Source organism: Parasaccharibacter apium (assembly GCF_002917995.1).
In the GTDB taxonomy this organism is placed as follows: domain Bacteria; phylum Pseudomonadota; class Alphaproteobacteria; order Acetobacterales; family Acetobacteraceae; genus Bombella; species Bombella apis.
In genome coordinates, this window is sequence record NZ_LMYH01000009.1 from 92,624 (window position 1) to 115,852 (window position 23,229).

At 60.9% G+C, this 23,229-nt stretch carries 19 protein-coding genes and 2 tRNA genes; 12 read left to right on the plus strand and 9 right to left on the minus strand.

What is annotated here, in order from left to right; genetic code table 11:
* Positions 1–14: 14 nt before the first annotated feature.
* Positions 15–1,436, plus strand: coding sequence for a phospholipase D-like domain-containing protein (locus ASO19_RS04230; protein ID WP_103765465.1), 1,422 nt, complete (start codon positions 15–17; stop codon positions 1,434–1,436).
* On the opposite strand, the gene ASO19_RS04235 is transcribed toward ASO19_RS04230, so the two are convergent.
* Complete coding sequence (locus ASO19_RS04235) at positions 1,427–2,146, minus strand: endonuclease/exonuclease/phosphatase family protein (RefSeq protein ID WP_248460534.1); 720 nt, start codon at positions 2,144–2,146, stop codon at positions 1,427–1,429. The genes ASO19_RS04230 and ASO19_RS04235 overlap by 10 nt on opposite strands.
* Positions 2,147–2,342: 196 nt before the next feature.
* On the opposite strand from ASO19_RS04235, the gene metC reads away from it, so the two are divergent.
* Complete coding sequence (metC, locus tag ASO19_RS04240; protein ID WP_103765466.1) at positions 2,343–3,569, plus strand: cystathionine beta-lyase; 1,227 nt, start codon at positions 2,343–2,345, stop codon at positions 3,567–3,569.
* A 3-nt stretch (positions 3,570–3,572) separates the two neighbouring features.
* On the opposite strand, the gene ASO19_RS04245 is transcribed toward metC, so the two are convergent.
* From ASO19_RS04245 to ASO19_RS04255, 3 genes are all read right to left on the minus strand, one after another.
* Positions 3,573–5,069 (minus strand): YifB family Mg chelatase-like AAA ATPase, encoded by a 1,497-nt coding sequence (locus ASO19_RS04245; RefSeq protein WP_043560437.1) that lies wholly within the window; start codon positions 5,067–5,069, stop codon positions 3,573–3,575.
* A gap of 94 nt (positions 5,070–5,163) precedes the next feature.
* A complete protein-coding gene (gene serA / locus ASO19_RS04250) occupies positions 5,164–6,429 on the minus strand; it encodes a phosphoglycerate dehydrogenase (protein ID WP_043560435.1) in 1,266 nt (421 codons plus the stop codon).
* 82 nt (positions 6,430–6,511) lie between these two features.
* A complete protein-coding gene (locus ASO19_RS04255) occupies positions 6,512–7,306 on the minus strand; it encodes an inositol monophosphatase family protein (RefSeq protein ID WP_103765467.1) in 795 nt (264 codons plus the stop codon).
* A 65-nt stretch (positions 7,307–7,371) separates the two neighbouring features.
* On the opposite strand from ASO19_RS04255, the gene ASO19_RS04260 reads away from it, so the two are divergent.
* The 4 genes from ASO19_RS04260 (at position 7,372) to smpB (ending at position 10,467) form a co-directional block, all read left to right on the plus strand.
* On the plus strand, positions 7,372–8,121 hold the full coding sequence (locus tag ASO19_RS04260) for a 3-deoxy-manno-octulosonate cytidylyltransferase (protein ID WP_103765468.1): 750 nt from the start codon (positions 7,372–7,374) through the stop codon (positions 8,119–8,121).
* Complete coding sequence (locus tag ASO19_RS04265) at positions 8,112–8,951, plus strand: prephenate dehydratase (RefSeq protein WP_103765469.1); 840 nt, start codon at positions 8,112–8,114, stop codon at positions 8,949–8,951. The genes ASO19_RS04260 and ASO19_RS04265 overlap by 10 nt, the downstream gene beginning before the upstream one ends.
* A 104-nt stretch (positions 8,952–9,055) precedes the next feature.
* Positions 9,056–9,955 carry a 4-hydroxy-tetrahydrodipicolinate synthase gene (gene dapA, locus ASO19_RS04270; protein ID WP_043560424.1) on the plus strand — a complete coding sequence of 300 codons (900 nt, stop codon included), beginning with the start codon at positions 9,056–9,058 and terminating at the stop codon, positions 9,953–9,955.
* A gap of 8 nt (positions 9,956–9,963) precedes the next feature.
* Positions 9,964–10,467, plus strand: a complete 504-nt coding sequence (smpB, locus tag ASO19_RS04275) for an SsrA-binding protein SmpB (RefSeq protein ID WP_081563081.1) — start codon at positions 9,964–9,966, stop codon at positions 10,465–10,467.
* 143 nt (positions 10,468–10,610) lie between these two features.
* Here the strand turns inward: smpB and ASO19_RS09260 are convergent, their stop codons facing one another.
* Complete coding sequence (locus ASO19_RS09260) at positions 10,611–11,297, minus strand: cold-shock protein (RefSeq protein ID WP_103765470.1); 687 nt, start codon at positions 11,295–11,297, stop codon at positions 10,611–10,613.
* Between the two features lie 279 nt (positions 11,298–11,576).
* Positions 11,577–13,679 (minus strand): ATP-dependent DNA helicase RecG, encoded by a 2,103-nt coding sequence (gene recG, locus ASO19_RS04285; RefSeq protein WP_103765471.1) that lies wholly within the window; start codon positions 13,677–13,679, stop codon positions 11,577–11,579.
* A 106-nt stretch (positions 13,680–13,785) separates the two neighbouring features.
* On the opposite strand from recG, the gene mfd reads away from it, so the two are divergent.
* Positions 13,786–17,280, plus strand: a complete 3,495-nt coding sequence (gene mfd / locus ASO19_RS04290; protein ID WP_103765481.1) for a transcription-repair coupling factor — start codon at positions 13,786–13,788, stop codon at positions 17,278–17,280.
* Positions 17,281–17,365: 85 nt separating this feature from the next.
* On the opposite strand, the gene hmpA is transcribed toward mfd, so the two are convergent.
* Positions 17,366–18,580, minus strand: a complete 1,215-nt coding sequence (gene hmpA / locus ASO19_RS04295; RefSeq protein ID WP_103765472.1) for an NO-inducible flavohemoprotein — start codon at positions 18,578–18,580, stop codon at positions 17,366–17,368.
* Positions 18,581–18,800: 220 nt separating this feature from the next.
* On the opposite strand from hmpA, the gene ASO19_RS04300 reads away from it, so the two are divergent.
* A complete protein-coding gene (locus ASO19_RS04300; RefSeq protein ID WP_081563464.1) occupies positions 18,801–19,265 on the plus strand; it encodes an RrF2 family transcriptional regulator in 465 nt (154 codons plus the stop codon).
* Positions 19,266–19,283: 18 nt separating this feature from the next.
* Here ASO19_RS04300 and ASO19_RS04305 read toward each other — a convergent pair whose 3' ends face one another.
* Positions 19,284–20,147, minus strand: a complete 864-nt coding sequence (locus ASO19_RS04305; RefSeq protein ID WP_103791300.1) for a glycosyltransferase family 32 protein — start codon at positions 20,145–20,147, stop codon at positions 19,284–19,286.
* Entirely contained in the window at positions 20,137–20,928 is a 792-nt protein-coding gene (locus ASO19_RS04310) for an RlmE family RNA methyltransferase (protein WP_103765474.1), read from the minus strand. Before ASO19_RS04310 ends, ASO19_RS04305 begins: the two co-directional genes overlap by 11 nt.
* Before the next feature lie 85 nt (positions 20,929–21,013).
* Here ASO19_RS04310 and ASO19_RS04315 point away from each other — a divergent pair, with 85 nt between their 5' ends.
* The 4 genes from ASO19_RS04315 to ASO19_RS04330 all read left to right on the plus strand — a co-directional run.
* Positions 21,014–22,078 (plus strand): DUF475 domain-containing protein, encoded by a 1,065-nt coding sequence (locus ASO19_RS04315; protein WP_103765475.1) that lies wholly within the window; start codon positions 21,014–21,016, stop codon positions 22,076–22,078.
* Positions 22,079–22,147: 69 nt separating this feature from the next.
* Positions 22,148–22,221, plus strand: a tRNA-Gln gene (locus tag ASO19_RS04320).
* 41 nt (positions 22,222–22,262) lie between these two features.
* Positions 22,263–22,336 (plus strand) — tRNA-Gln (locus ASO19_RS04325).
* A gap of 115 nt (positions 22,337–22,451) precedes the next feature.
* Positions 22,452–23,229: radical SAM protein (locus ASO19_RS04330; RefSeq protein WP_146046912.1), on the plus strand; the 778-nt coding region annotated here is incomplete at its 3' end.

Here is a 23,229-nt window from a genome sequence, read left to right on the forward strand (position 1 = left end):
GCTGAGGAGAGGACATGGCAGCGCTTTTTTCATATACCTTCCTGCTGGGGCTGCTGCATGTCAGTCTTTCCCTTCTGGTAACAGGCCATATCCTGCTCACCAAACGGGATACGGCTGCTGCCGCTGGCTGGATAGGTTTCTGCTGGGTCATGCCCTATCTGGGGTCGCTGCTTTATCTCTGCCTGGGGATCAATCGTGTCCATCGCCGGGCGCAGAAGCTGCGGGAAGATGTCAGCCCGGAGGAGACGGCCTTTCTGGCGACATGGACCCATGATGCTGCCGACAGTTTCATGGCACCTCTGGTAAAGATGCTGGATGGACTGACTGGCCTGCCCCTGCTCAAGGGGAACAGCGTGACCTGCCTGCATGATGGCGACCATGCGTATCCGAGGATGCTGGAAAGCATTGCCCGGGCAAAGCACTCCATTCTGCTCTGTTCCTACATTTTTCGGGATGATGGAATCGGCAGGAAATTCGTGGCAGCTCTGGCGGAGGCCCGGCAGCGTGGGGTCGAGGTCCGTGTACTGGTGGATGGCATCGGCAGTGGCTATCTCTACAGCCCGATCATCCAGAGGTTGAAGCGGGAGAACATACCCTGTGCCCGGTTCATGCATTCTCTCTGGCCGTGGCGGATGCCGTTCATCAATCTGCGGGACCATCGCAAGATATTGGCGGTGGATGGCCGGACAGGCTTCATGGGTGGGTTGAATATTGGAGCGGAAAATCTGCTCAACCAGCCCAGAGGGCGGCGCATCCCGGTGGCGGATACGCATTTCCAGCTGGAAGGCCCCGTGGTCCAGCAGCTTTCCGAGGTCTTCGTGAGGGACTGGGCCTTCACGACTGGGGAAACCCTGGAAGGGGAGCGTTATTTTCCGGTGCCTGTGGCGGGTGGCAGTATTCCGGCCCGTGTCGTGACGTCAGGGCCAGACATGGATGTTGAGAAGATTGAATATACCATTCTTCAGGCTGTCATTCTGGCCCGCAGCCATGTCTGCTTCATGACCCCTTATTTCATCCCGGATAACCGGTTTGCCACAGAGCTTGGGCTGGCTGCCCTGCGTGGGGTGCGGGTGGATATTGTTGTTCCCCGTCACAGCAACCATCCGGTGACGGATTATGCCCGCAATGCCCGCCTCAGGAACTTGGTGCTGGCGGGTTGCCGGGTCTGGCTGGGGGATCCGCCTTTCAACCACTCCAAGCTCATGACAGTGGACCGGGCCTGGAGCCTTGTTGGCAGTGCCAATCTGGACCGACGTTCCCTGCGTCTCAATTTCGAATGCAATCTGACCCTGCATGGTGCGGAGACGGCAGGTCATCTGGAAGAGTTCATCCTTGGCCATTGCAGCCATCAGCTGACGCTTGCTGAAATTGATTCATGGTCCCTGCCGGTCCGCCTGCGGAATGCGGCCTGCTGTCTCTTCCTGCCTTATCTCTGATCAGGAAGGGTGAGGCTGCTGCTTATGGCCTCTGGTTGCAGGGTGACGGCAATGGGGCGATGGTCTGATCCGAAACGGGGATAGACCCGCCGTTCCATCAGGGAGAAACCGCGGACAAGGCAGCGGTCCAGCCGCAGGGGCACCCTGTCGAGCATCCGGTGGGTCTGCTCCCGTGGTCCCACATCCCTGAAACCCCGCAACATGGCGGGGCCTACCTGATTGAAGTCTCCGATGATGATGGCCCGTTCCGGCAGTTCCTCCCGGATGAGCCGCAGCTGACGCCGGTTGAGGATGGGACCGTGGGAGAGATGGACATTGGCGAGGCCGAACGGCCCAAACCCTGTATCAAATTCCAGCAGCTGGGCAGAACGGTGGGCAGCCAGACCGGGCGGCAGCATGTGCAGCCGTGGGGAGGAGAGAAAGGGATGGCGGCTCCAGCAGGCGGTGCCATGGACCCGTCCCTCTGAAGCCAGACGGCTGAAATGCCCCCCTATGAGGTCGGGCAGACGGTTGATGAAGGGGCGGCATTCCTGCATGAGCAGTATGTCGGGCTTCGTAACCCGCAGCAGGAGGCGGATATCCTCCAGCGTGGCACCATCCTCATGAAAAAGGTTCCAGCTCACCAGCCGGAGGGCATGGGGGACTGCAAACGGCAATGTCGGGTCCTGCATTGTTGTAATGACCTGATAATCAACAGAAACAAGACCCATCTGCACAGGCCTGAAAGGGAGAAGGCAGTCTATACCGTTTTGGCGGTAAAGAACATCATGGAACCTTCATGCCAGATACCGGCCTTCTCTACAGGAGAAAGCTGTACGGCAGGGGGCTTCATGAAGGGGGGTTGCGTCTCTTCGTGAAGAAGGGAAAATGTCTGTCCGACCCGCATGGATAGCAGGAGTGACAGGTATGAAGAGCAGGAGCAGGACCATAGGGGCAGGGTCTGTCATTGGTGAGGGCTGGCAGAAATTTGCAACGTTTCTGACCCACGCCGGGCGTCAGCAGCCGGGTCGGGAAGGCGGATTTGTCAACATGCCGGTTGAGCGTGGTTCAACGGTCGTGTTCCCGACGGTTGAGGACATGGAGGCCCAGGGCGTTCATGCCTACGATCACAGGCTTGTTTATGGCGCCATGGGCAACCCCGTCCAGCACAGGCTGGAACAGGTGATTGCAGCCCTGGAAGGCGGAAGCCATACGCAGGTTGTCAATTCCGGTCTGGCAGCCTGTAGCGTGGCTCTGCTGGCGTTCCTGAAGAGCGGGGACCATCTGCTTCTGCCAGATTCCGTCTATGGTCCGACACGGCGTTTTGCGTTGGGAATGTTGGCCCGTTTTGGAGTTGAGACCGGCTTTTATCCGCCCCGTGCGGATGAAGCCACCCTGCGGGCGCATCTCCGGCCCAACACGGCCGTGGTTTTTGCCGAAAGCCCGGGCAGTCATACGTTCGAGGTGCAGGACGTTCCCCGGATCGCCCGTCTGGCACACGGAGCCGGGGCACGGCTGCTGCTGGACAATACATGGGGGATCGGGGCGTTCCAGCCCTTCACGCATGGGGTGGATGTGTCCATTCAGGCCCTGACGAAATATCCCAGCGGCCATGCGGATGTGATTCTCGGGTCCATCACGGTCCAGCGGCAGGAACACTGGCAGGCCCTGCGCCGTGCCGCCATCGAGCTGGGAGCCTGCGGTGCCCCGGATGACTGCTGGCTGACCCTGCGGGGCCTGAAGACCCTGGCTGTCCGTCTGGCCCAGCAGGCCCGCTCCGCTTATGAGCTGGCCCTCTGGCTGGAGAGTCGCCCGGAGGTCGCCCATGTGCGGCATCCAGCCCTGCCGGGCTGTCCGGGGCATGAGATATGGAAGCGTGATTTCACGGATGCCAGTGGTCTGTTCGGTGTGGAGCTGGTTGAAGGGATCACGCAGGAAGCCATGGTCGCCATGCTGAACGGACTGAACCTCTTCAGCATTGGAGCCAGTTGGGGGGGGTATGAAAGTCTTGTCCTGCCGACATCCGGGGGACTGACACGACATCATGAAGAGGGTTTGCCGAAGGGCGCAGCCTTCCGTATTCAGGTCGGGCTGGAGGACGTGGCGGATTTGAAGGCTGATCTGGCCCGTGGGCTGGATGGACTGTCTTCCTGATCTTCAGAGCGGGGTGCGGTAGGAGAGAGCTTCTGCCGCATGGTGTTTCTGCACGGTTTCCGTGCCGTCCAGATCGGCAATCGTGCGGGCGACACGGAACATGCGTGTGATGCCACGGTGTGAAAGTTTCATCCGCAGGGCTGCCTGTTCTGCAAGAGCCAGGGCGTCCGCTTCGAAGAGGAACCCATCGGGGGGCATGGTGCTGTTGCAGGTTCCCTGTCGTTCCATCTGCCGATCATAGGCCTTTTGCACTCTGGCCCGTACCTCTGCGCTGCTTTCCCCTGTGGGGGCACGGCTGATGGCCAGAGGTGAAAGGGAGTGGATATGAACGCACAGATCCATGCGGTCCAGCATCGGGCCGGAGATGCGGGCCGTATAATCCTGTGCGCAGCGTGGTGCCCGGTTGCAGGAACGCTCGGCATCATGGACATACCCGCAGCGGCAGGGGTTCATGGCGGCAACAAGCTGGAAACGGGCCGGATAGTGTGTATGCCGTGCGGCACGGGAGATGGTGACCTCACCTGATTCGACAGGCTGGCGCAGTCCTTCAAGACAGTTGCGGGGAAATTCAGGGAGTTCATCCAGAAACAGGACGCCATTATGGGCGAGGCTGACCTCGCCGGGCATGGCTTTTGGACCGCCACCGACCAGAGCAGGCAGTGTCGTATTGTGGTGTGGCGCCCGATAGGGGGGACGGTTGACAAGCTGCCCGGCAGGCAACAGGCCACCAATGCTGTGGATGCGGCTGGTCTCCAGGATTTCCGTCGCAGAGAGATCAGGCAGGATACCGGGCAGACGGCTGGCCAGCATGGATTTTCCAGACCCGGGCGGGCCAGACATGAGCAGGGAGTGACGACCTGCGGCGGCAATTTCCAGCACACGACGGGCCTGCATCATGCCCTTCACATCCCGGAGGTCGAGGCCATAATCGGGAGGCTGGGGGGTAGGAGGGGGTTCATCCGGCAGGGGCTGTTCTTTGCGGAGATGGCCGATCAATGCCGTGAGGGATGGCGTGGCGATGATCTCAAGGGCCGGATGGCCCCAGCGTGCCTCTGCCCCCTGCGATGCTGGGCAGATCAGCCCTTGGCCCTGGGTCGATGCTGTCAGGGCGGCGCAGAGGATGCCGTTTACAGGGGTGACCGTTCCATCAAGGGCGATTTCACCCAAAGCGGTCAGGGCCGTGATGGAGTCGGCCGGGATGACACCCATGGCGGCAAGCAGGCCCAGAGCGATGGGGAGGTCGAAATGGGCTCCTTCCTTGGGGAGGTCGGCCGGGGTGAGATTGACGAGGATCCGTTTCGGAGGGAGGGCCAGCCCCATGGCGGAGAGTGCCGCACGGACACGCTCCCGGGATTCGGCAATGGCCCGGGCGGGCATCCCGACAATGATGAAGGATGGCAGCCCGCTGGAAATCTGAACTTCCACCATGACAGGCAAGGCATCGATTCCAGAGAAGGTGACGCTCTGGATGCGGGCAAGAGCGGGCGGGGTGGTGGCCATGATCAGAAGTCCTTGTGGGTCGGATATGAAACCGCCCGACAGTGGACCTGCCGGGCGATTGTCAGAAGCAGACCGGACAGGGCAGCAGGACGGCTCAGTCTTCAGCCGGGACCGGACGGATGGAGCGGGCCCGCAGGGTTCCTTTCAGGCTACGGAGCTGCTCCAGAAGCTCTTTTTCCAGTTCGGCGACATTCTGGCCTTCCTGTGCTTCGGCTTCGGTCACGACGTAGCCAAGCTCACCATCTGTCTGGAGGAACTGGGCCGTCAGGTTGCAGGCGGCTTTGGCAAAAATGTCGTTGATCTGCCCAAGGATGCCCGGCTGGTTGGAGTGGACATGCATGAAGCGCATCCCGCCGGGGCGCTCACCCAGCTGAACCTGTGGGAAGTTGACAGCCCCGATGGTGGAGCCGACATCAGAATAATCCACCAGCTTCTGGGCGACTTCGACACCGATGCGCTCCTGTGCTTCCATGGTGGAGCCACCAATGTGTGGGGTCAGCAGTACGTTTTCCAGCCCCTGGAGTGGAGAGGTGAAGCGCTCCTGACTGCTCTTCGGTTCCACGGGGAAGACGTCGATGGCCGCACCCATCAGGTGGCCGTCCTTCAGGGCACGGGCCAAGGCTTCAATATCCACCACCGTGCCACGGGCGTTGTTGAGCAGAATGGAGTTCGGCTTCATGGCCCGGATTTCAGCCTCGCCGATCATGTTCTGCGTTTCCGGTGTTTCAGGAACATGCAGCGTCACGATGTCGGACTGGCCCAGCAGCTCTTCCAGAGAGCTGACGGCAATGGCGTTGCCGTGTGGCAGGCGGGGGGCGATGTCGTAAAAGAGCACCCGCAGGCCGAAGGATTCGGCCAGAACGGACAGCTGGGACCCGATGGAGCCGTAGCCCACGATGCCGACCGTCTTGCCGCGGACTTCCCACGCATTGTTGGCGGATTTTTCCCAGCCCCCCTTGTGGCAGGCCTCCGAGCGGGACGGAATGCGGCGCAGCAGCATCACGATCTCGCCCATGACCAGCTCGGCCACGGAACGGGTGTTGCTGAAAGGCGCATTGAAGACGGGAATCCCGGCCATCCGGGCAGCCTTGAGGTCCACCTGGTTGGTGCCGATGCAGAAGCACCCAATGGCCATGAGGCGGTTGGCAGAGTTGATGATATCGGCTGTCAGCTGCGTCCGGCTGCGAATGCCGACCATATGGACACCCTGAAGGGCTTCCTTGAGGGCATCGCCTTCCAGGGCGCCTTTCAGCCGGGTGACAGAGGCGTAGCCCTGCTGTTCCAGATAGTTGACGGCACTGTCATGGATGCCTTCCAGCAGAAGAATGTTGATTCTGTCTTTGGCGAGGGAGAGGGGCATGGCGGGTAACCTTCATCGTGGGAACCGGGTCAGCAGGCGTGACCTCGTGAAGAATCGTTATCTATGTGTAATGGACAGATCGTCAGGTGGAAAGGGCTTCCATGGCCTCATCACGCAGGGGTGTGCTGGCACAGGCCAGTACGGTGCCGTCACTTTCCAGTGTCAGCGGGGCGCCGGACCAGTCCGTCAGGCTGCCACCGGCCCCCCTGATGATGGGGGCCAGTGGTCCCCAGTCCCATGGTTTGAGCGTATCTTCCGCAATGAGGTCGATCTGTCCCAGAGCCAACAGTCCGTAAGCGTAGGCATCTCCTCCCCATGAGGTCCGGCGGACTTTTTGCTGAAGTGCCTGAAACTGCCGGAACTGGGCAGGACGGAAGATTTCCGGTGCCGTGCAGGAAAGCTCAGCCTCTTTGAGGCGGACAGTCTGCCGGGTGCCGATGGTGCCGGGCATGTGCGGGGCGACATAGCGGCTGGGGTCGCCATCCAGCCCGAGCCAGCGTTCATTGGTGACGGGCTGGTCGATCAGGCCCAGTACGGGACGGCCTTCATGAAACAGTGAGATCAGTGTCGTGAAGCTTGGTCGGCCCGTTACGAAGGAGCGTGTGCCGTCAATGGGGTCCAGCACCCAGAGCCAGTCTTTCCCCGGAGTGCCAGAGGCACCGGCCTCTTCGCCCAGGATGGCATGATGGGGAACATGTTTTTCCAGAATGGCCCTCATGGCAGATTCGGCTTCCCGGTCGGCCAGGGTGACGGGGCTGTCATCGGCCTTGGAGATGATGGTGAGGGACTGGCGGAAATACGGCAGGATGACCTGTCGGGCAGCATCGGCGCAGCGCTGGGCAAGGGCCAGATGGGAGGAAAGATCAGACTGACGCATGAGGATTGTGCCTTTTTCCTGCTGGGTTGATTGACGTGGACAGGACCGCACGGCAATCAGGGATCATGCAACCGATTATTGTCATTCCCTCCAGAATTGCCTCCACAAGGCTTCCACGCAAGGCTCTGGCCGAGATTGATGGCGAGCCCATGATCGTTCATGTCGCCCGCCGGGCTGTGGCGGCCGGGTTGGGGCCTGTCCTCGTGGCGGCCGGAGATGAGGAAATCCGGGACGCTGTGGCAGGCATGGCGGGGGTGAAGGCCATTCTGACAGACCCGGCCCTGCCAAGCGGATCGGACAGGGTGCAGGCGGCGATTGAAGCTCACGACCCGCAGAGGCGGCATGACTGCGTGATCAATCTTCAGGGTGACCTCCCTCTTGTGGAGCCGGAGACCCTCCAGCAGGCCTTGCGCCCACTGGCAGAAGGGCGGTTCGACATCGGGACACTGGTTGCCCCGGTGCAGGGTCCCGAGGAGCGTGACGCCGAGTCGGTCGTGAAGGTGGCCTGTAGTTTCCAGAGTGACGATGACGTGGCCCGGGCACTCTATTTTTCCCGGTCCGTGATTCCGTGGGGTGAGGGCGTGTACTGGCATCATGTGGGTGTCTATGCGTGGCGTCGTGAGGCCTTGGCCCGGTTCGTCACCCTGCCGCCCTCCGGGCTGGAAGAGCGGGAAAAGCTGGAGCAGCTCCGTGCGCTGGAGGCGGGCATGACGATTGGCTGTGCCCGGATTGCCACGGCTCCCTTGGGGGTGGATACGCCGGAAGACCTTGCGAGAGTCCGGGCCAGAGTGGGGGAGCAGCCATCATGCCGGTAATTGCGTTTCAGGGGCGGCCGGGAGCTTATTCCGATCTGGCCTGCCGGGCCACACGTCCGGGCTGGGCCACGCTGCCCTGTCGCAGCTTTGCCGAGACGATCGAGGCCGTGCGGGATGGTCTGGCGGATGAGGCCCTTCTGCCATGCGAGAATTCCCTTGCCGGTCGTGTGGCAGAGATCCATGCGCTGCTGCCGGAAGCGGGATTGAAGATCGTGGGGGAGCATTTCCAGCGGGTGGAACACTGTCTGTTGTGTGTGAAGGGGGCACGGCTTGAAGATGTGAAGCGTGTCCATACGCACCCTGTGGCGATGGCGCAGGTCCGGGGTCTTCTGGCACGGTATGATCTGGAGCCAGTAACAGAGTTTGACACGGCGGGAGCCGCCGAGCTTGTGGCAGGCTGGGGGCGCAGGGAAGAGGCGGCGGTGGCGTCCTCCCTAGCCGGAGAGCTGAACGGGCTCGAAGTTCTTCTGCGCAATGTGGAAGATGCTGCCCACAATACCACCCGTTTCTACCGTGTGGCCCCTCCGGACGCTGTGGTGGAATCCGTGGCAGGCCAGCCGATGATGACGACGCTGATCGTTCATGTCCGGCATGTGCCGGGGGCATTGTGTGATGTTCTGGCCTGTTTTGCACGGCATGGGGTCAACATGACACGGATTGAAAGCTACATGCTGGGAGGCTCTTTTGAGGCATCCCGTTTTCTGATGGACATTGAGGGGGCGCCGGATGACAGGGGAGTTCGGGAGGCTCTTCTGGAGCTGGCAGGGGTGAGCCAGGATCATCATGTGCTGGGCACCTACCGGCGGAGTTCGTTTCGGGATGAGATGTGACCTTTCTCCAGCGGAGAGGTCTCACTATAATGGCAGCAGAATGTCGGCTGGCGAGGTCAGCCCACGGATTTTTATGAGCAGGGACAAGGGTGGAGAGTAAAGAGATGGCACAGAATATCAATGAACGGTACCACAGCTCGCTGACCGCCCTGATCACCCCCATGAAGAAGGACGGCACGCTGGACGAGCAGGCCGCTACCAGGCTGATCGAGCGTCAGATCCAGGGCGGGACGACAGGCCTCATTCCGTCCGGGACAACGGGGGAAAGCCCGACGCTCTCCCATGCGGAACATGGCCGTGTCGTGGAGCATTGTGTGGAGGTGGCTGCTGGCCGTGCGCTCGTGATGGCCGGAGCAGGCTCCAACAGCACACATGAGGCTGTGGGTATGGCTCGTCATGCTCACAAGGTGGGGGCCGATGCCCTGCTGGTGGTCGTTCCCTATTACAACAAGCCGACGCAGGAAGGGCTGTACCGCCACTTCATGACGGTGGCTGACGCCACGCCGTTGCCGCTCTGGCTGTACTGCATCCCGGGCCGTTCCGTTGTGGACCTGACGCCGGAGACCTTGGGGCGTCTGGCCAAGCACCCGAACATTGTCGGTACGAAGGATGCTACGGCCAATCTTTCCCGTCCGCTGGCCGTGCGGCGGGAGGCTGGGGCGGACTTCAACCAGCTTTCTGGTGAGGATGGGACCATCCTGTCCTTTCTGGCCGCCGGAGGGCACGGCTGCATCAGTGTGACGTCCAACGTGGTACCGGATCTCTGCTCCCAGCTCCATCGTCTCTGGCGGGAAGGGAAGGTGCAGGAGGCCATTGCTCTTCAGGACAGGCTGCTGCCGCTGCATGATGCCCTGTTTGCCGAGACCAGCCCAGCCCCGGCAAAGTACGCCATGTCCCGTCTCGGGTTGTGCGAATCCACGCTGCGCCTGCCAATGGTGGAGCCGACGGAAGGAACGAAGAAGCGTGTGGACGAGGCTCTGCGTTTGCTTGGCCTTCTGGATTAAGACGGACCATGGCAGCCAGCAAGAAAAAAACAAAAGGTGGGCTCATTTCCCATGGCATCGCTGCGCAGAACAGGAAGGGCCGTTTCAACTATACCATTCTGGAAACGGTTGAAGCGGGTCTTGTTCTCAAGGGGCCGGAGGTCAAGAGCCTTCGCATGGGCCGAGCAACACTGACCGAGGCCTACGCCGTAGAACGGAATGGTGAGCTGTGGCTCATCAATTCCTATATTCCGGAATATCAGGGAGGGGTGCTGTCCCGGTTTGATACACGGGCTCCTCGCAAGCTGCTGCTGCACCGCAAACAGCTGGCCAAATATATTGGAGAGGTCACCAGAGCCGGGGCTTCACTGGTTCCGCTGGACATTCACTTCAATGCCCGTGGTGTAGCCAAAGTGACACTTGGTCTTGGTAAGGGGCGCAAGAAGGAAGACAAACGCCACGCCATTGCAGACCGTGACTGGCAGCGAGACAAGGCCCGTCTGCTCCGTAACAAAGGGCGTGGAGATTATTGAGGGGAATTCCCCGTTAAAGCTGCCTCGGGCCAGTAGTAGCAGGATGGGATGCCCGTTTCTGCTGGTTGTGGGCAGAGGATACAGAAAACCCCACGGCCCGTAAGGGACGTGGGGTTTTTCTTCAGCGGATGCGGAAGACTGTCTTATTCGGCTGTAATCTCTACAGCCTCAGGGCCTTTGTGTCCCTGAACAACCTTCATGCCGATCTGCTGGCCATCAGCCAGACCATGCAGGCCAGAGCGCTCCAGAGCAGAGGCGTGGACGAACACATCCTTGCCACCTGTCTCAGGCGTAATGAAACCGAAGCCCTTCGTGGTGTTGTACCACTTGACGATTCCACGCATTTCCTCGGCCTGGGACAGGTCCGGAGCAGGATGGAAACGTTCCTGGCGCATGGGGGCAGGGCGACGGGGGGTTTCTGCTGTGGCCGTGCTGGCATCGACAGAAATCACCTCAGCCACTTGGCGGCCTTTCGGCCCCTGGCCGACACGGACAACAACGGTCGTTCCCGGTGCAGGCTCAGCATGGCCGAGGGCGCTGATCGTGTTGGCATGGAGGAAAACATCGCCACTGCCATCGCTCAGGCCAACGAAGCCAAAGCCACGCTCGGTGTTGAACCATTTGACGGTACCGGTGATCTCCGGACCTGTCGGGGTGATCTGCGGGCCACCACGGCCACCGCCACGGCGGGCGCCACCGCCAAAACCACCGCCACGCGGGGCATCGTAACTGCCGCGATCATCAAAATAGGAAGGCTGGGTCATGAAATCGCGGTCAAAACCGCCGCGGCGAGAGGAAAAGGAGCTGCGGTCGGATCTATTATTTCTCAAGGGTCTCGTCCCGTACTGGGGTCATCAGGGAGGAAGCGGTCGATCCGCTCCCTCAGGGTCATTATGTTGGAAACATGCCTGCATGTTCCACTTCTGACGGTAGCATGTTTTTTCAATTAAGCCACAAGGAAAAAGATGAAATTACGATAATTTTTTCTGCCGTTATTATGCTGCGTCGTCTGGAAGTCTAATTGTAGGCCACTCCTTCGTAGAGATGACAATAATGTAAGTTTATGGCTGAACAAATATTGTTAACAATTTCTGTGACAGTCTTTTATTTCAGCCAGATACAAGCAGTCTGTCCGGTATGGCCCGGTCGAACAGATGCAGGAGGTCCTGGAGGGCCTCTCCCCTTGGCCCTGTCAGGTCGGGGTTGCGGGTGAGTTCACGCTGGCTGTCCTGCCGCATGGCTGTCAGAAGCAGGGAGAGGCGGGTCGGGTCGGCCAGCCGGAAGCCCGGCAGGCCGGACTGTCGGTTGCCTGTCAGGTCGCCACCACCACGGATGCGGAAATCTTCATCGGCAATCAGGAAGCCATCCTCCGTATCCCGCAGGAGGTGGAGGCGACGCTGGGCTATGAAGCTGGTGCCTTCACTGTGCAGCAGCAGGCAGAAGGATTTCTGTGCCCCCCGGCCGACACGGCCACGCAGCTGATGCAGCTGGGCCAGACCAAAGCGTTCGGCCTGTTCGATGACCATGATGGTGGCATTGGGAATGTCCACGCCGACCTCGATGACCGTGGTGGCGACCAGCAGGCGGGTCTGGCCTTTCTGGAAGGCCGTCAGGGCGTTCTGCCTCGTGTCGATGTCCTGCCTGCCATGAGCCAGCCCGATGATGGGGCCGAAACGTTTTGTGAGCTCCGCCCAGCGTTCTTCTGCCGCTGCGGCACTCTGCGTTTCACTCTCCTCGATGAGGGGGCAGACCCAGAAGATCTGCTTCCCCTGGTCCAGGGCCCGTTTCATGCCGGCAAAGATGTCGTCCAGCTTGCCCATGTTGTGCACGGTCGTATGGATGGGCTGGCGGCCGGCTGGCTTGCTGTCCAGCCGGCTCACGCCCATTTCGCCCCATTCCGTCAGTTGCAGGGTGCGGGGGATGGGGGTGGCGGTCATGACGAGAAGGTCGGTGGCTGCCCCCTTGCTGGCCAGCCTCATGCGCTGCTCCACGCCGAAGCGGTGCTGCTCGTCGATGACGGCTAGGCCGAGGTCGGCAAAGGTGACGCCATCCTGAAAGAGTGCATGGGTGCCGATAGCGATCTTCGCATGGCCATCGGCCAGTTTCGCCAGTGCGACCCGCCGTGCCTTCCCCTTGACGGAGCCGCTGAGAAACACGAACGGCACCGGGCACAGGGCCTCGCACGTGCTGGCATGCTGCTGGGCAAGGATCTCCGTCGGGGCCATGAAGGCGGCCTGTGTTCCGGCCTCGACGGCCTGGAGCATGGCCGTCAGGGCGACAAGCGTTTTGCCGGCGCCGACATCACCCTGGAGCAGGCGCATCATGGGGGCGGGACGCTCCATGTCAGCTGCGATTTCGGCCATGACACGTCGCTGCGCCGGTGTGGGTTCATGGCCGAAACGCTCAAGCAGGGTACGGCGCAGGGAGCCATCGCCCGCCAGCGGGCGGCCCGTGCGTGTCCGGGCCTGCATCCGGGCCAGCCCCAGGCAGAGCTGGTCCGCCAGAACTTCATCGGCTGCCAGCCGGGCACGGGCACGCTCCAGAATGGGGGTGGGGTCGTCGTCGGAAGGCAGTGTTTCGGGGAAGTGCATCAGCCCAAGAGCCGTGGCGAAGCTGGGCCAGTTCCGTTTTTTCACCAGGGGCGGGTCCAGCCATTCCGGGAGGTCGGGCGGGATCAGGGCCAGGGCGGCCTGCATGGCTTTCCGCACGGTGGAGGGAAACAGCCCGGCCGTGAGAGGCCAGACCGGTTCCAGCCACGGGAATCTGTCCTTCTTTTCCCAGGCCATGATGTGGTCCGGGCGGGAGAGGGTCAGCCGGTCATGGTAATGCCCGACCTTGCCGGAAACGAGGATTTCTGCCCCCTCTGGGGGGAGGAAGAGCCGCCCCTTCTGGAAGAAGGTGATCTCCAGCGTGCCGGTGCTGTCTCTGGTGGTCAGGATGGTGGGCTGGGAGGAGCGGACGGGGCGGCGGATGCCTGTCACACGGACACGGCTTGTTAGGATGTCGCCCGCTGGCAGTTTCCGCCCCTCGGCGACGCTCATGAGCCTGCGCCGGTCGATCAGCTTTTCTGGCAGGGTGAAGAGCAGGTCGATGATCCGCCTGCCGCCGCTGATCCGGCCCAGCATCGTGGCGTGGCGGGGGCCTGTGCCCGGCAGGCTGCTGATGGGAGCCAGAAGTGGCGCAATCCGTGCGGAAGGGGGAGCTAGGGGCATGGCATCGGGGGCGGGTGGCTTCCGGGCTGACAGGGGGGCTGTGGAGGGCTATAGGGTAGCAGAACCGGCCGATAATAAAAATGTCCTTAGTGGAGAGCCCGCCCTGATGCCTGTTGATCGTTCTGCCGTTGCGTCCTTTGGTCCGACAGTCTGGGGGGTGCCTGATGGGGCGGTGGCATTCCTGCTCCGTCAGCGTCTGGCGGAACATGAGGGGACGCTTGTTCATGTGGCACATGATGACGCTGCCCTGGCGTCTCTGGCGGACATGCTGGGCTGGCTGATGCCGGAAGTCACCGTCCTACGCTTTCCGGCATGGGACTGTCTGCCTTATGACCGGATTTCCCCCAATCCTTCCATCGTGGCCGAGCGTGCCGCCACGCTGAGCCACCTTCTGGAGCCACGGCCCAAGACGGGCCGCATCGTGCTGACGACCATCCATGCCATGCTCCAGCGTGTGCCGCCCCGTGCGGCCTTTGCGGGGCAGACCATCCATGTGAAGGTCGGTGATACGCTGGATGCGACCAGTCTGGCGGAACGGCTCGTGGGCAACGGCTACAGCCGTGTGGATACGGTGATGGAACGTGGCGAGTTCGCCATGAGGGGCAGCATTTTCGATCTTTACCCCGCTGATTCCGGGGAGCCTGTCCGGCTGGACCTCTTCGGGGATGAGGTGGACAACATCCGCAGTTTTGATGCCGCCACCCAGCGGTCCACGGACCAGCGGACGGAGTTCAGCCTGACGCCGGTTTCGGAATATGCGCTGGACAAGCCCAGCCTGAGCCGCTTCCAGACGGGCTGGCGGGATGTGTTCGGCGTGGGAGCGATGGAGGATGTTCTCTACCGCCAGCTTCTGGAAGGACGCAGGGCCAGTGGAGCAGAGCATTATCTGCCACTGTTCCATGACGGCGACGGCCAGCATATGGAAACCCTGCTGGATTACCTGCCGGATGCCGCCCTGAGTTTCGAACGGGACACGCCGGAAATTCTGACGGCACGGCTGGACATGATCGCCGACCATTATCAGGCCCGCTGTGCCGCCGGGCATGAGGGGGAGCTGCCCTATCGGCCCCTGCCACCGCACCGGCTCTATCTGAACCGTCATGGCTGGGACGGGATGCTGAAGGGTCACCCCACCGTCCTGCTGTCACCTTTCGCCCAGCCCGATGGCGCAGAAGGCGTGGATGCCGGGTACAGGCCGGGTCCGGTCTTTGCCAGCATGGGCGGTGCCGGACGGGAAGGGGTCTTCCACCAGTTCTCCACCCATGTGCAGGACTGGGCGAAGCAGGGACGGCGGACCTATCTGACGGCCTGGAGCAACGGCTCCCGGGAGCGGATCAGCAGCCTGCTGCGGGACCATGATATTCCCTGCGAGAGTTTCGATGACTGGGCGCAGGCGGCGGGCATGGCCCGTGGGGCTGTCGGGCTTGTCGTGCTGGGCATGGAACGGGGCTTCACCGGGGAGCGTCTGGCCTTCGTGTCCGAACAGGACCTGCTGGGGGAACGTCTGGCCCGTCCGCCCCGGCGCAGGCGCAAGGGCAATGACTTCATCACGCAGATCGGCGAGATTTCAGAGGGGGATCTTGTCGTGCATGAGGAATACGGCATTGGCCGCTATGTCGGGCTGGAGACGGTGCGGGAAGGGCGTGTGGCCCATGATTATCTCTCCATCCTGTATGATGGTGAGCAGCGGCTTCTTCTGCCCGTAGAAAATATTGATCTGCTGAGCCGTTTCGGCTCCGAGCAGGGGGCGGTGCAGCTCGACCGTCTGGGCGGCAGCTCGTGGCAGGCCCGCAAGGCGAAGATGAAGACCCGCCTGAGGGAAATGGCCGGAGAGCTGATCCGCACGGCGGCGGCCCGTGCCATGAAGGAAGCTCCCATCATGGCCCCGGCTGAAGGGATGTGGGATGAATTCTGCGCCCGTTTCCCCTTCATGGAGACGGAAGACCAGTCACGGGCCATTGCGGACGTTCTGGAGGACCTGAGCAGTGGCAAGCCGATGGACCGGCTCGTCTGTGGTGATGTGGGCTTCGGCAAGACGGAAGTGGCCCTGCGGGCGGCCTTCGTGGCGGCCATGTCCGGGATGCAGGTGGCGGTGGTCGTACCCACGACCCTTCTGGCCCGGCAGCATTATATCGGCTTCAGGAAGCGGTTCGAGGGGCTGCCCGTGAAGGTGGAGCAGCTCTCCCGCATGGTCACGGCCAAGGAAGCCACGAAGGTGCGGGAAGGGCTGGCTGATGGAACGGTGGACATTGTCATCGGCACCCATGCGCTGCTCTCGAAAGCCGTGTCGTTCGAACGGCTGGGAATGCTCATCATTGACGAGGAACAGCATTTCGGCGTGTCCCATAAGGAGAAGCTGAAGGCCCTGCGGGAAGACGTGCATGTGCTGACGCTGTCCGCCACGCCTCTGCCACGGACGCTTCAGCTGTCCCTTTCCGGCGTGCGGGAAATGAGCCTTATCGCCACCCCGCCGACGGACCGTCTGTCCGTACGCACCTTCATCACGCCTTTTGACCGGGTGATGATTCATGAGGCCATCCAGCGGGAACGCTTCCGGGGAGGGCAGGTCTTCTGCGTGGTGCCCCGTCTGACGGACATGCGGCACATGGCCGACCGGCTGCGGGAGATCGTGCCCGATGCCCGCATTACGGAGGCTCATGGCCGCCTTACTCCCACCGAGCTGGAAACGGTGATGACGGAGTTCTCGGAGGGGAAATACGACATCCTGCTTTCCACCAACATCGTGGAGAGTGGGCTGGACATGCCCCGGGTCAACACGATCATCATTCATCGGGCGGACATGTTCGGCCTTGGGCAGCTTTACCAGCTGCGGGGCCGTGTGGGGCGGGCCAAGCAGCGGGGCTATGCCTATCTGACCTGGCCGCAGACGCATGTCCTGTCGGCTTCATCCGTCAAGCGGCTGGAGATCATGCAGACGCTTGATTCCCTCGGGGCGGGCTTCACGCTGGCTTCTCATGACCTTGACCTGCGAGGGGCAGGAAATCTGCTGGGGGATGAGCAGTCCGGTCACATCAAGGAGGTGGGAATCGAGCTGTACCAGCAGATGCTTCAGGACGCCGTGACGGACCTGCGCCGGATGAGGAACGAAGGCGAGGAGGAAGATACGGGCTGGACGCCGAACATCATCCTCGGCCTGCCGGTGCTGCTGCCGGAGGACTATGTGAAGGACCTGCCCGTCCGTCTTGGCCTGTACCGCCGCATTGCCGCCCTGAAGGATGAGGCGGATGTGGACGCCATGCGGGTTGAACTGGTGGACCGTTTCGGTCCTCTGCCGCAGGAGGTGGAGAACCTTCTGGATGTCGTGATGATCAAGAAGCTCTGCCGTGAGACGGGCGTGGAGCGGCTGGAGGCAGGCCCGAAAGGCATGGTCCTCCAGTTCCGCAGGAACAGGTTCGGCAACCCTGATGGTTTGATCCGCTGGGTTGCCCGTAATGAGAAGGCCGGTGTGAAGATACGGCCTGACCACAAGCTGGCCATGGTGCGGGAAATGACCAATGCCGTGCGTATCAGCATGGCCCGGAAGATTCTGGCTTCTCTGACCAAGCTGCTGGAGAAGGTTCGCCCGGCCGAGGCAGGCTGAAGGTTGCTTTCAACCCGCAAAGCAGGAATGGGGCGGCAATAATGGTGCCGCCCCATTTTTCATGTCGTTGCGGTGTCGGACAGGTTCAGGCCTGTGTGACGAGATAGGGGGTGGATGCAGAGCCGAACATTTCATAATGGATGCGATCCATGGGAATATCCTGCTCCCGCAGGGTGTGGATCATGCTGACCATGAACTCTGTCGGGCCACAGATATAGAAATCAGCCTGTCTGTCCTTATGCGCTTTCAGCCATGAGGGTGTGAGGCGTCCAGTATGGCAGTTCAGGCCATCTGTCCGTTGTGGAAGGCTGTTCATCTGGCTGTAGAACAGGTCTGCCGTAATGGCTCCGCAGGCAGCCAGCCCATGGGTTTTGCGGGCAAAAATTTCGTTGTCTGCTGTCTGGGTGCCATGAATGAAATGGATGGCCGGATGTGAAGTGCGGGTGGTCAGTGCTTCCATCATGGACATGACAGGCGTGATGCCTGCACCGGCAGAGATGAAGCACAGCGGCCTTTCGGAGGAAGATTGCAGGAAGAAATCACCGGCTGGAGCAGAGACATCCAGAGTATCACCTGCCCGGACATCGTCATGGAACCAGCGGGACACGACGCCGTCTTCCTGTTTCCTGACAGTGATGCGGTAATGGTCATCTGCCGGGGCTGATGAAATGCTGTAATTGCGGCGCTCCGGGCCATGGCCAGGGATGTCCAGCCGGAAGCTGAGATACTGGCCCGGCTGGTGCTGCATGACGGGTTGGCCATCCACCGGCTGAAGAATGAAGGAGACGGTGTCAGCCGTTTCCTCATGCCGATCGGCAATGCGGAAGGCACGCCATCCTGTCCAGCCGCCTTTTCTGGCGGCGTGGTCCTCATATATCTGCCGTTCCCGGTTGATCAATACGTCAGCCAGAAAACCATAAGCCTCTTTCCATGCCTCCATGATTTCAGGTGTGGCCTGCTCTCCCAGGACATGGGCAATGGCCCCAAGCAGCGCTGTGCCAACATGGGGGTAATGTTCTGGCAGGATGTTCAGTCCGACATGTTTCTCGGCAATACGCTCGATCATGTCTTTCAGGGCCGTGGGACCGTCAATATGGCGGGCATAAGCGAGGACGGCATAGGCCAGGGCCCTGGGTTGGTCGCCATTTTTCTGATGGGAGATGTTGAAGAGGTCTCGGATGTTTTCATCACTCAGAAGGCGGCGATACATCTCTCTGGTGATGTCAACGCCATGAGCCTCCAGGGCAGGAATACAGGCTTTGACGATGGTACGGGTCTGTGGGGTGAGGGAAATGGACAAGGATCACACTCTCTAAAAGGTGTATAGAAAATACATCTTTAAAATAGGTCGATACCAGCCGTTGTCAAGCCGGAAGAGACGAGGCAAGGAAACAGGTTGGCAGATGTCATCTTTCTGTTAGTTTCGGAGAAGGAGCCACTGCCACCACGTCTCCTCTTTTGCATGCAGGCTTGGAGTGACGCCGGATCATCTGAAACACGACCGGAAGGAAGCTCCCGGAATGCGTCTGACCCTCTATACCGACTATGCCTTCAGGTCCCTGATCTATCTGGAGACACAGAAGGAGCGTCTCGTCTCCATTGGCGAGATTGCCCGCGTGTACGGCATATCAGAGAATCATCTGGTCAAGGTCGTGCACAGGCTGGGGCGGCACGGCTTCATCAAGACGCTGCGTGGCCGCAATGGTGGGCTGCGTTTGGGCAGGAATGCTGAGGAGATCTATCTGGGAGACATTGTCCGCTGCACGGAGGATGATCTCGCCCTTGTCGGCTGCATGGGCAAGGAGGAGGGAGCCTCTGGCTGCATTCTGGTTGGTGGCTGCCGTCTGAAACAGACGCTGCTGAAAGCCCGATTCGCTTTCATGGATGTGCTGGATGAAGTCACGCTGGCCGATGTCACGGCCCCTCATGAGCGAAGTGTCCTGATGCAGGCCGTGCAGGAAATGATGACTGGAGCGGAACGGTGATGGATCCTGCTGTCAGGATCAGGGGGTGTTGCTGTCAGGCCACCTCATGAATTTTCGCCAGTTGGCATTGGTGCTCTGGTAGGCAAAGTGTGAGCAGGTATCGAGTGTCTGCTCGACCTGACGATGGGCAACAAAGGCGATTCCTGCTGCCATCAGGAACTGGCTGACCTCATGGAATGGAATTTTCTGGTTTTTCAGGGTGTGGGCGATCCAGCTCATCGTGCCGACAACCATGGCGCCGGGGCCGGTCGAGACCCAGACATTTTCAAAATAGCCGGTTTCCAGAATGTGCCGGACCCGTTGGAACATGGTTTCCATGATATGCTGCATGAGAGGGTTGCCAGCCTCCTGGATGAGTACGTCATTGTCGAGGCACCATGGTTCGCCGACGGAATAAGGTAACAGCGTCCTGAAATGTGTGCCTCTGGTTATGTCTGTCAGAGGGGCACGGCTTGTTACATCCGCATCAATATAGACGCCGCCTTTTACATGCAGGTAGCAGAGCCGCCAGAAGTCCGACCGCATGGCCGGGTGAGGGCAGACGTCATAGAGGGCGGTGATGCTGGCGCCATAGTGGTCATGGATGAACGCCCGGGCGGAGGCATCACATTCCAGATGGTAGGAGAAAGCCGGGTTGTCATTCCGGATGCCCTTCATGGCAGCCCGGACGTCTTCCGGCGGTTCAGGGCTGTCCCAGAACTGGGCAATGTGCTTCGGAATGTTCCGGGGGAATTCCTGTGGAACGCAGCGGGACAGGACCGGAAACAGGGACTGTTCCAGACCGATCGGCAGAAGGGCAAAGCAGGCGTCCTGATGGCCGCAGAGCGCCTCTATGAAGAGGTTCCGAATCGGTTCCGGATAGTCGTTGAACTCACGGCTCACCACGGAAACCCGTGGCAATGACGTAAAGCTCGCTCGATTCCTTGCGGGAGGCAGGGGGTTTGACGTGCTTGACGACGGTAAAATTGCGTTTCATCAGGTCCAGCATGTCTTTCTCGGACCCTCCCTGAAAGACCTTGGCGATGAAGGCTCCGTCCTCGGCCAATATCTTCAGGGCGAAATCCAAGGCGTTTTCGGCCAGGGCCATGATGCGGATATGATCGGTTGCGGCATGGCCGGTCGTGTTCGGTGCCATGTCGGACATGACGAGATCAGCCCGCCCGCCCAGCATGGCCTGGAGCCGCTCCGGCATGTCGGCCTCCATGAAGTCACCCTCGATGATCTCGGCCCCCGGCACCGGGTCCACCGGCAGCAGGTCCACGCCGATCACCTTGGCAGCTCCACGCTTGACGGCAATCTGTGCCCAGCCTCCCGGGGCGGCCCCGAGGTCCACCACCCGGCTTCCGGGCCTGATGAAGTGGAAGCGGTCATCCATTTCCAGCAGCTTGAAGGCGGCACGGGAGCGCCAGCCCTGCTGTCGTGCCGCTGTCACGTAGGGGTCGTTCAGCTGGCGGTTCAGCCAGCGCTGCTGCGCCGGCGTGCGGCCCCGTGCCTTGCGGAGTTTTACGGTCTGGGTTCGCAGTGTCTGGGAGGTGGCCGCGTCATCCGCCGTATCCCGGGTGCCGGGCGTGCGGGAGTGGCGCAGGGGTTTGCCGGGGATGCGGGGTGGCGTGGCACCGCCCTTTGGCCGGCGGGAGGAAGGAGGCGTGTGTTTCGGACTCATGGAGGGAAAGATAGGCTCTTACTGTCGCCCTGCAAAGCCTGTCCGTTGCTGCCTGCCCCTTTTTGCCTGTAAGGGATGAGGGATCATGAGCAGAAAGGCTCATCATCTTGAGAAACAGGTACAGCTCTTGAGACAGTTTTACGTCGCTTTTGTTCTGGCCGCTCTGGCCCTGTGTGTTGGTGCCGCTCTGGGGTACGGACATACGCCCAGCCTGTACGGTGCTCTCATGGGTGTGGAGGGCGTGGCCATTCTTGCCCTGATGGAAACGGCTGAATCCATGGATAATGCCATCGTGGATTATGGCATCCTCAAAACCATGTCGCCACGCTGGCAGAAGCGGTACATCAGCTGGGGGATGCCTCTTTCCGTACTGGGGATGCGGTTCCTGTTCCCCGTGCTTCTGGTCGCTCTGGTGGCCGGGCTGTCACCATGGCAGGCGGCCCGTCTCGCCATCATGGAGCCGCAGCGTTATGCCGCCATCATGCTGGGGGCAAAGGACATGATTTCCGCTTTTGGTGGGTCGTTCCTTCTGCTGATTGCGCTGAACTATTTTCTGGATGATGACAAGACGCATCACTGGCTCTCATGGCTGGAGCGTCCGGCAGCCCGTCTGGGCGGGGTGTCAGCCCTGCCGGTCGGGCTGACACTGGCAGTTCTCATGCTCATCACCCGCCTGATAGGGCAGGGGCATGACCCGATGGCCTTCCTGTTCTGGGGCTGCGGGGGGATTGCGGCCTATATTCTGGGCAAGGAAACGCTGGTCTGGCTGATAGGCGAGCCGGGGGCGTCCCGCATGGCGGCTGGCGGGGGGCTGCTGACCTTTCTGTATCTGGAATTCATTGATGCCAGTTTTTCCTTTGATGGTGTCATCTCGGCCTTTGCGATCACGACGGACCCAGTTGTCATTGCGCTGGGGCTGGGCGTGGGGGCGATGTTTGTCCGTTCCATGACACTCTCCATGCTGAAAACGAATGCTCTGGCCGAGTATGTCTATGTGGAGCATGGGGCGTTTTACACCATTTTCATCCTTTCCCTCCTGATGCTGGTCAGCGTGCTGGTGGAGGTGCCGGAGTGGGTGACGGGGCTTGTCGGGCTTGTCCTGATTGGTGGAGCATTTCTGGCCAGCGCACTCCGGCGTCCGGTAAAATAAGGAAAAACTTTCCCATCCCCCTTGCGTCGTGGGGGGAATGGGGCTAGAACCCCTCCAGCAAACGCCGCTTGGGAGATAGTTTAGCGGTAGAACTACCGGCTCTGACCCGGTCAGCCCTGGTTCGAATCCAGGTCTCCCAGCCAGTCATGTGGTGTGTTTGCTCCAGGGGGAAGCCCCGACCGCTTGGGAGATAGTTTAGCGGTAGAACTACCGGCTCTGACCCGGTCAGCCCTGGTTCGAATCCAGGTCTCCCAGCCATTTTTCTCAGACAGGTTAATCGTTCCGTTACATTCTGCCCATGGGGTGGTTTGCGTAACAGGGTGCGCCGCTGTAAGCAGAAGCTCCCTGACCGAGACTGGATTATGGTGAGACTGTGGCTGCAAATATTTCTCCTGACCTGATCGCCCGTTATGGCGGCAACCTGCCACGCTATACCAGCTATCCTACGGCGGTCAGTTTTTCTGATGCCATCGGGCCGCAGGAGGTGGCAGACTGGCTGAAGGCCCTGCCGCCAGAGCAGTCCGTCTCCCTGTATTTCCACGTCCCGTTTTGTGACGAGCTGTGCCGCTTCTGTGCCTGCAACACGGCAGTGATGCGGCAGGAAGAGGCACGGGCAGCCTATGGTGACCTTCTCTTAGAGGAGATGCACCGTATCGTTGCACTGGTTGGGCAAGGGCGTGTGGTCCGGCATCTCCATTTTGGTGGCGGCACACCGACAACCCTGCCAGAAACGGCCCTGCGTAACGTAATGTCCGCAGTGCGGGAACAGTTCCGGCTGGCTGATGATGCTGAAATCGCCATGGAGATGGATCCCCGTCATGTGCCGGAGGGCATGCTGCCCCTGTTGGCCGAGCTGGGCTTCAACCGCATCAGTTTCGGTGTGCAGGACCTTGATCGTATTGTGCAGGAGACCTGTGGGCGTGTGCAGTCTTACGAGCAGACGCTGGCCTGTGTGGAGCAGGCCCGTGCGGCAGGGGTGAATGGGGTGAATATCGACCTGATCTATGGCCTGCCCTATCAGACAGTCGAGAGCGTACAGGACACGGCCCGGCGTGTTGCTGGAATGAGGCCAGACCGTCTGGCTGTTTTCGGCTATGCCCATGTCCCGTGGAAACAGAAACGCCAGCAGCTCATCCCGCAAGACTCTCTCC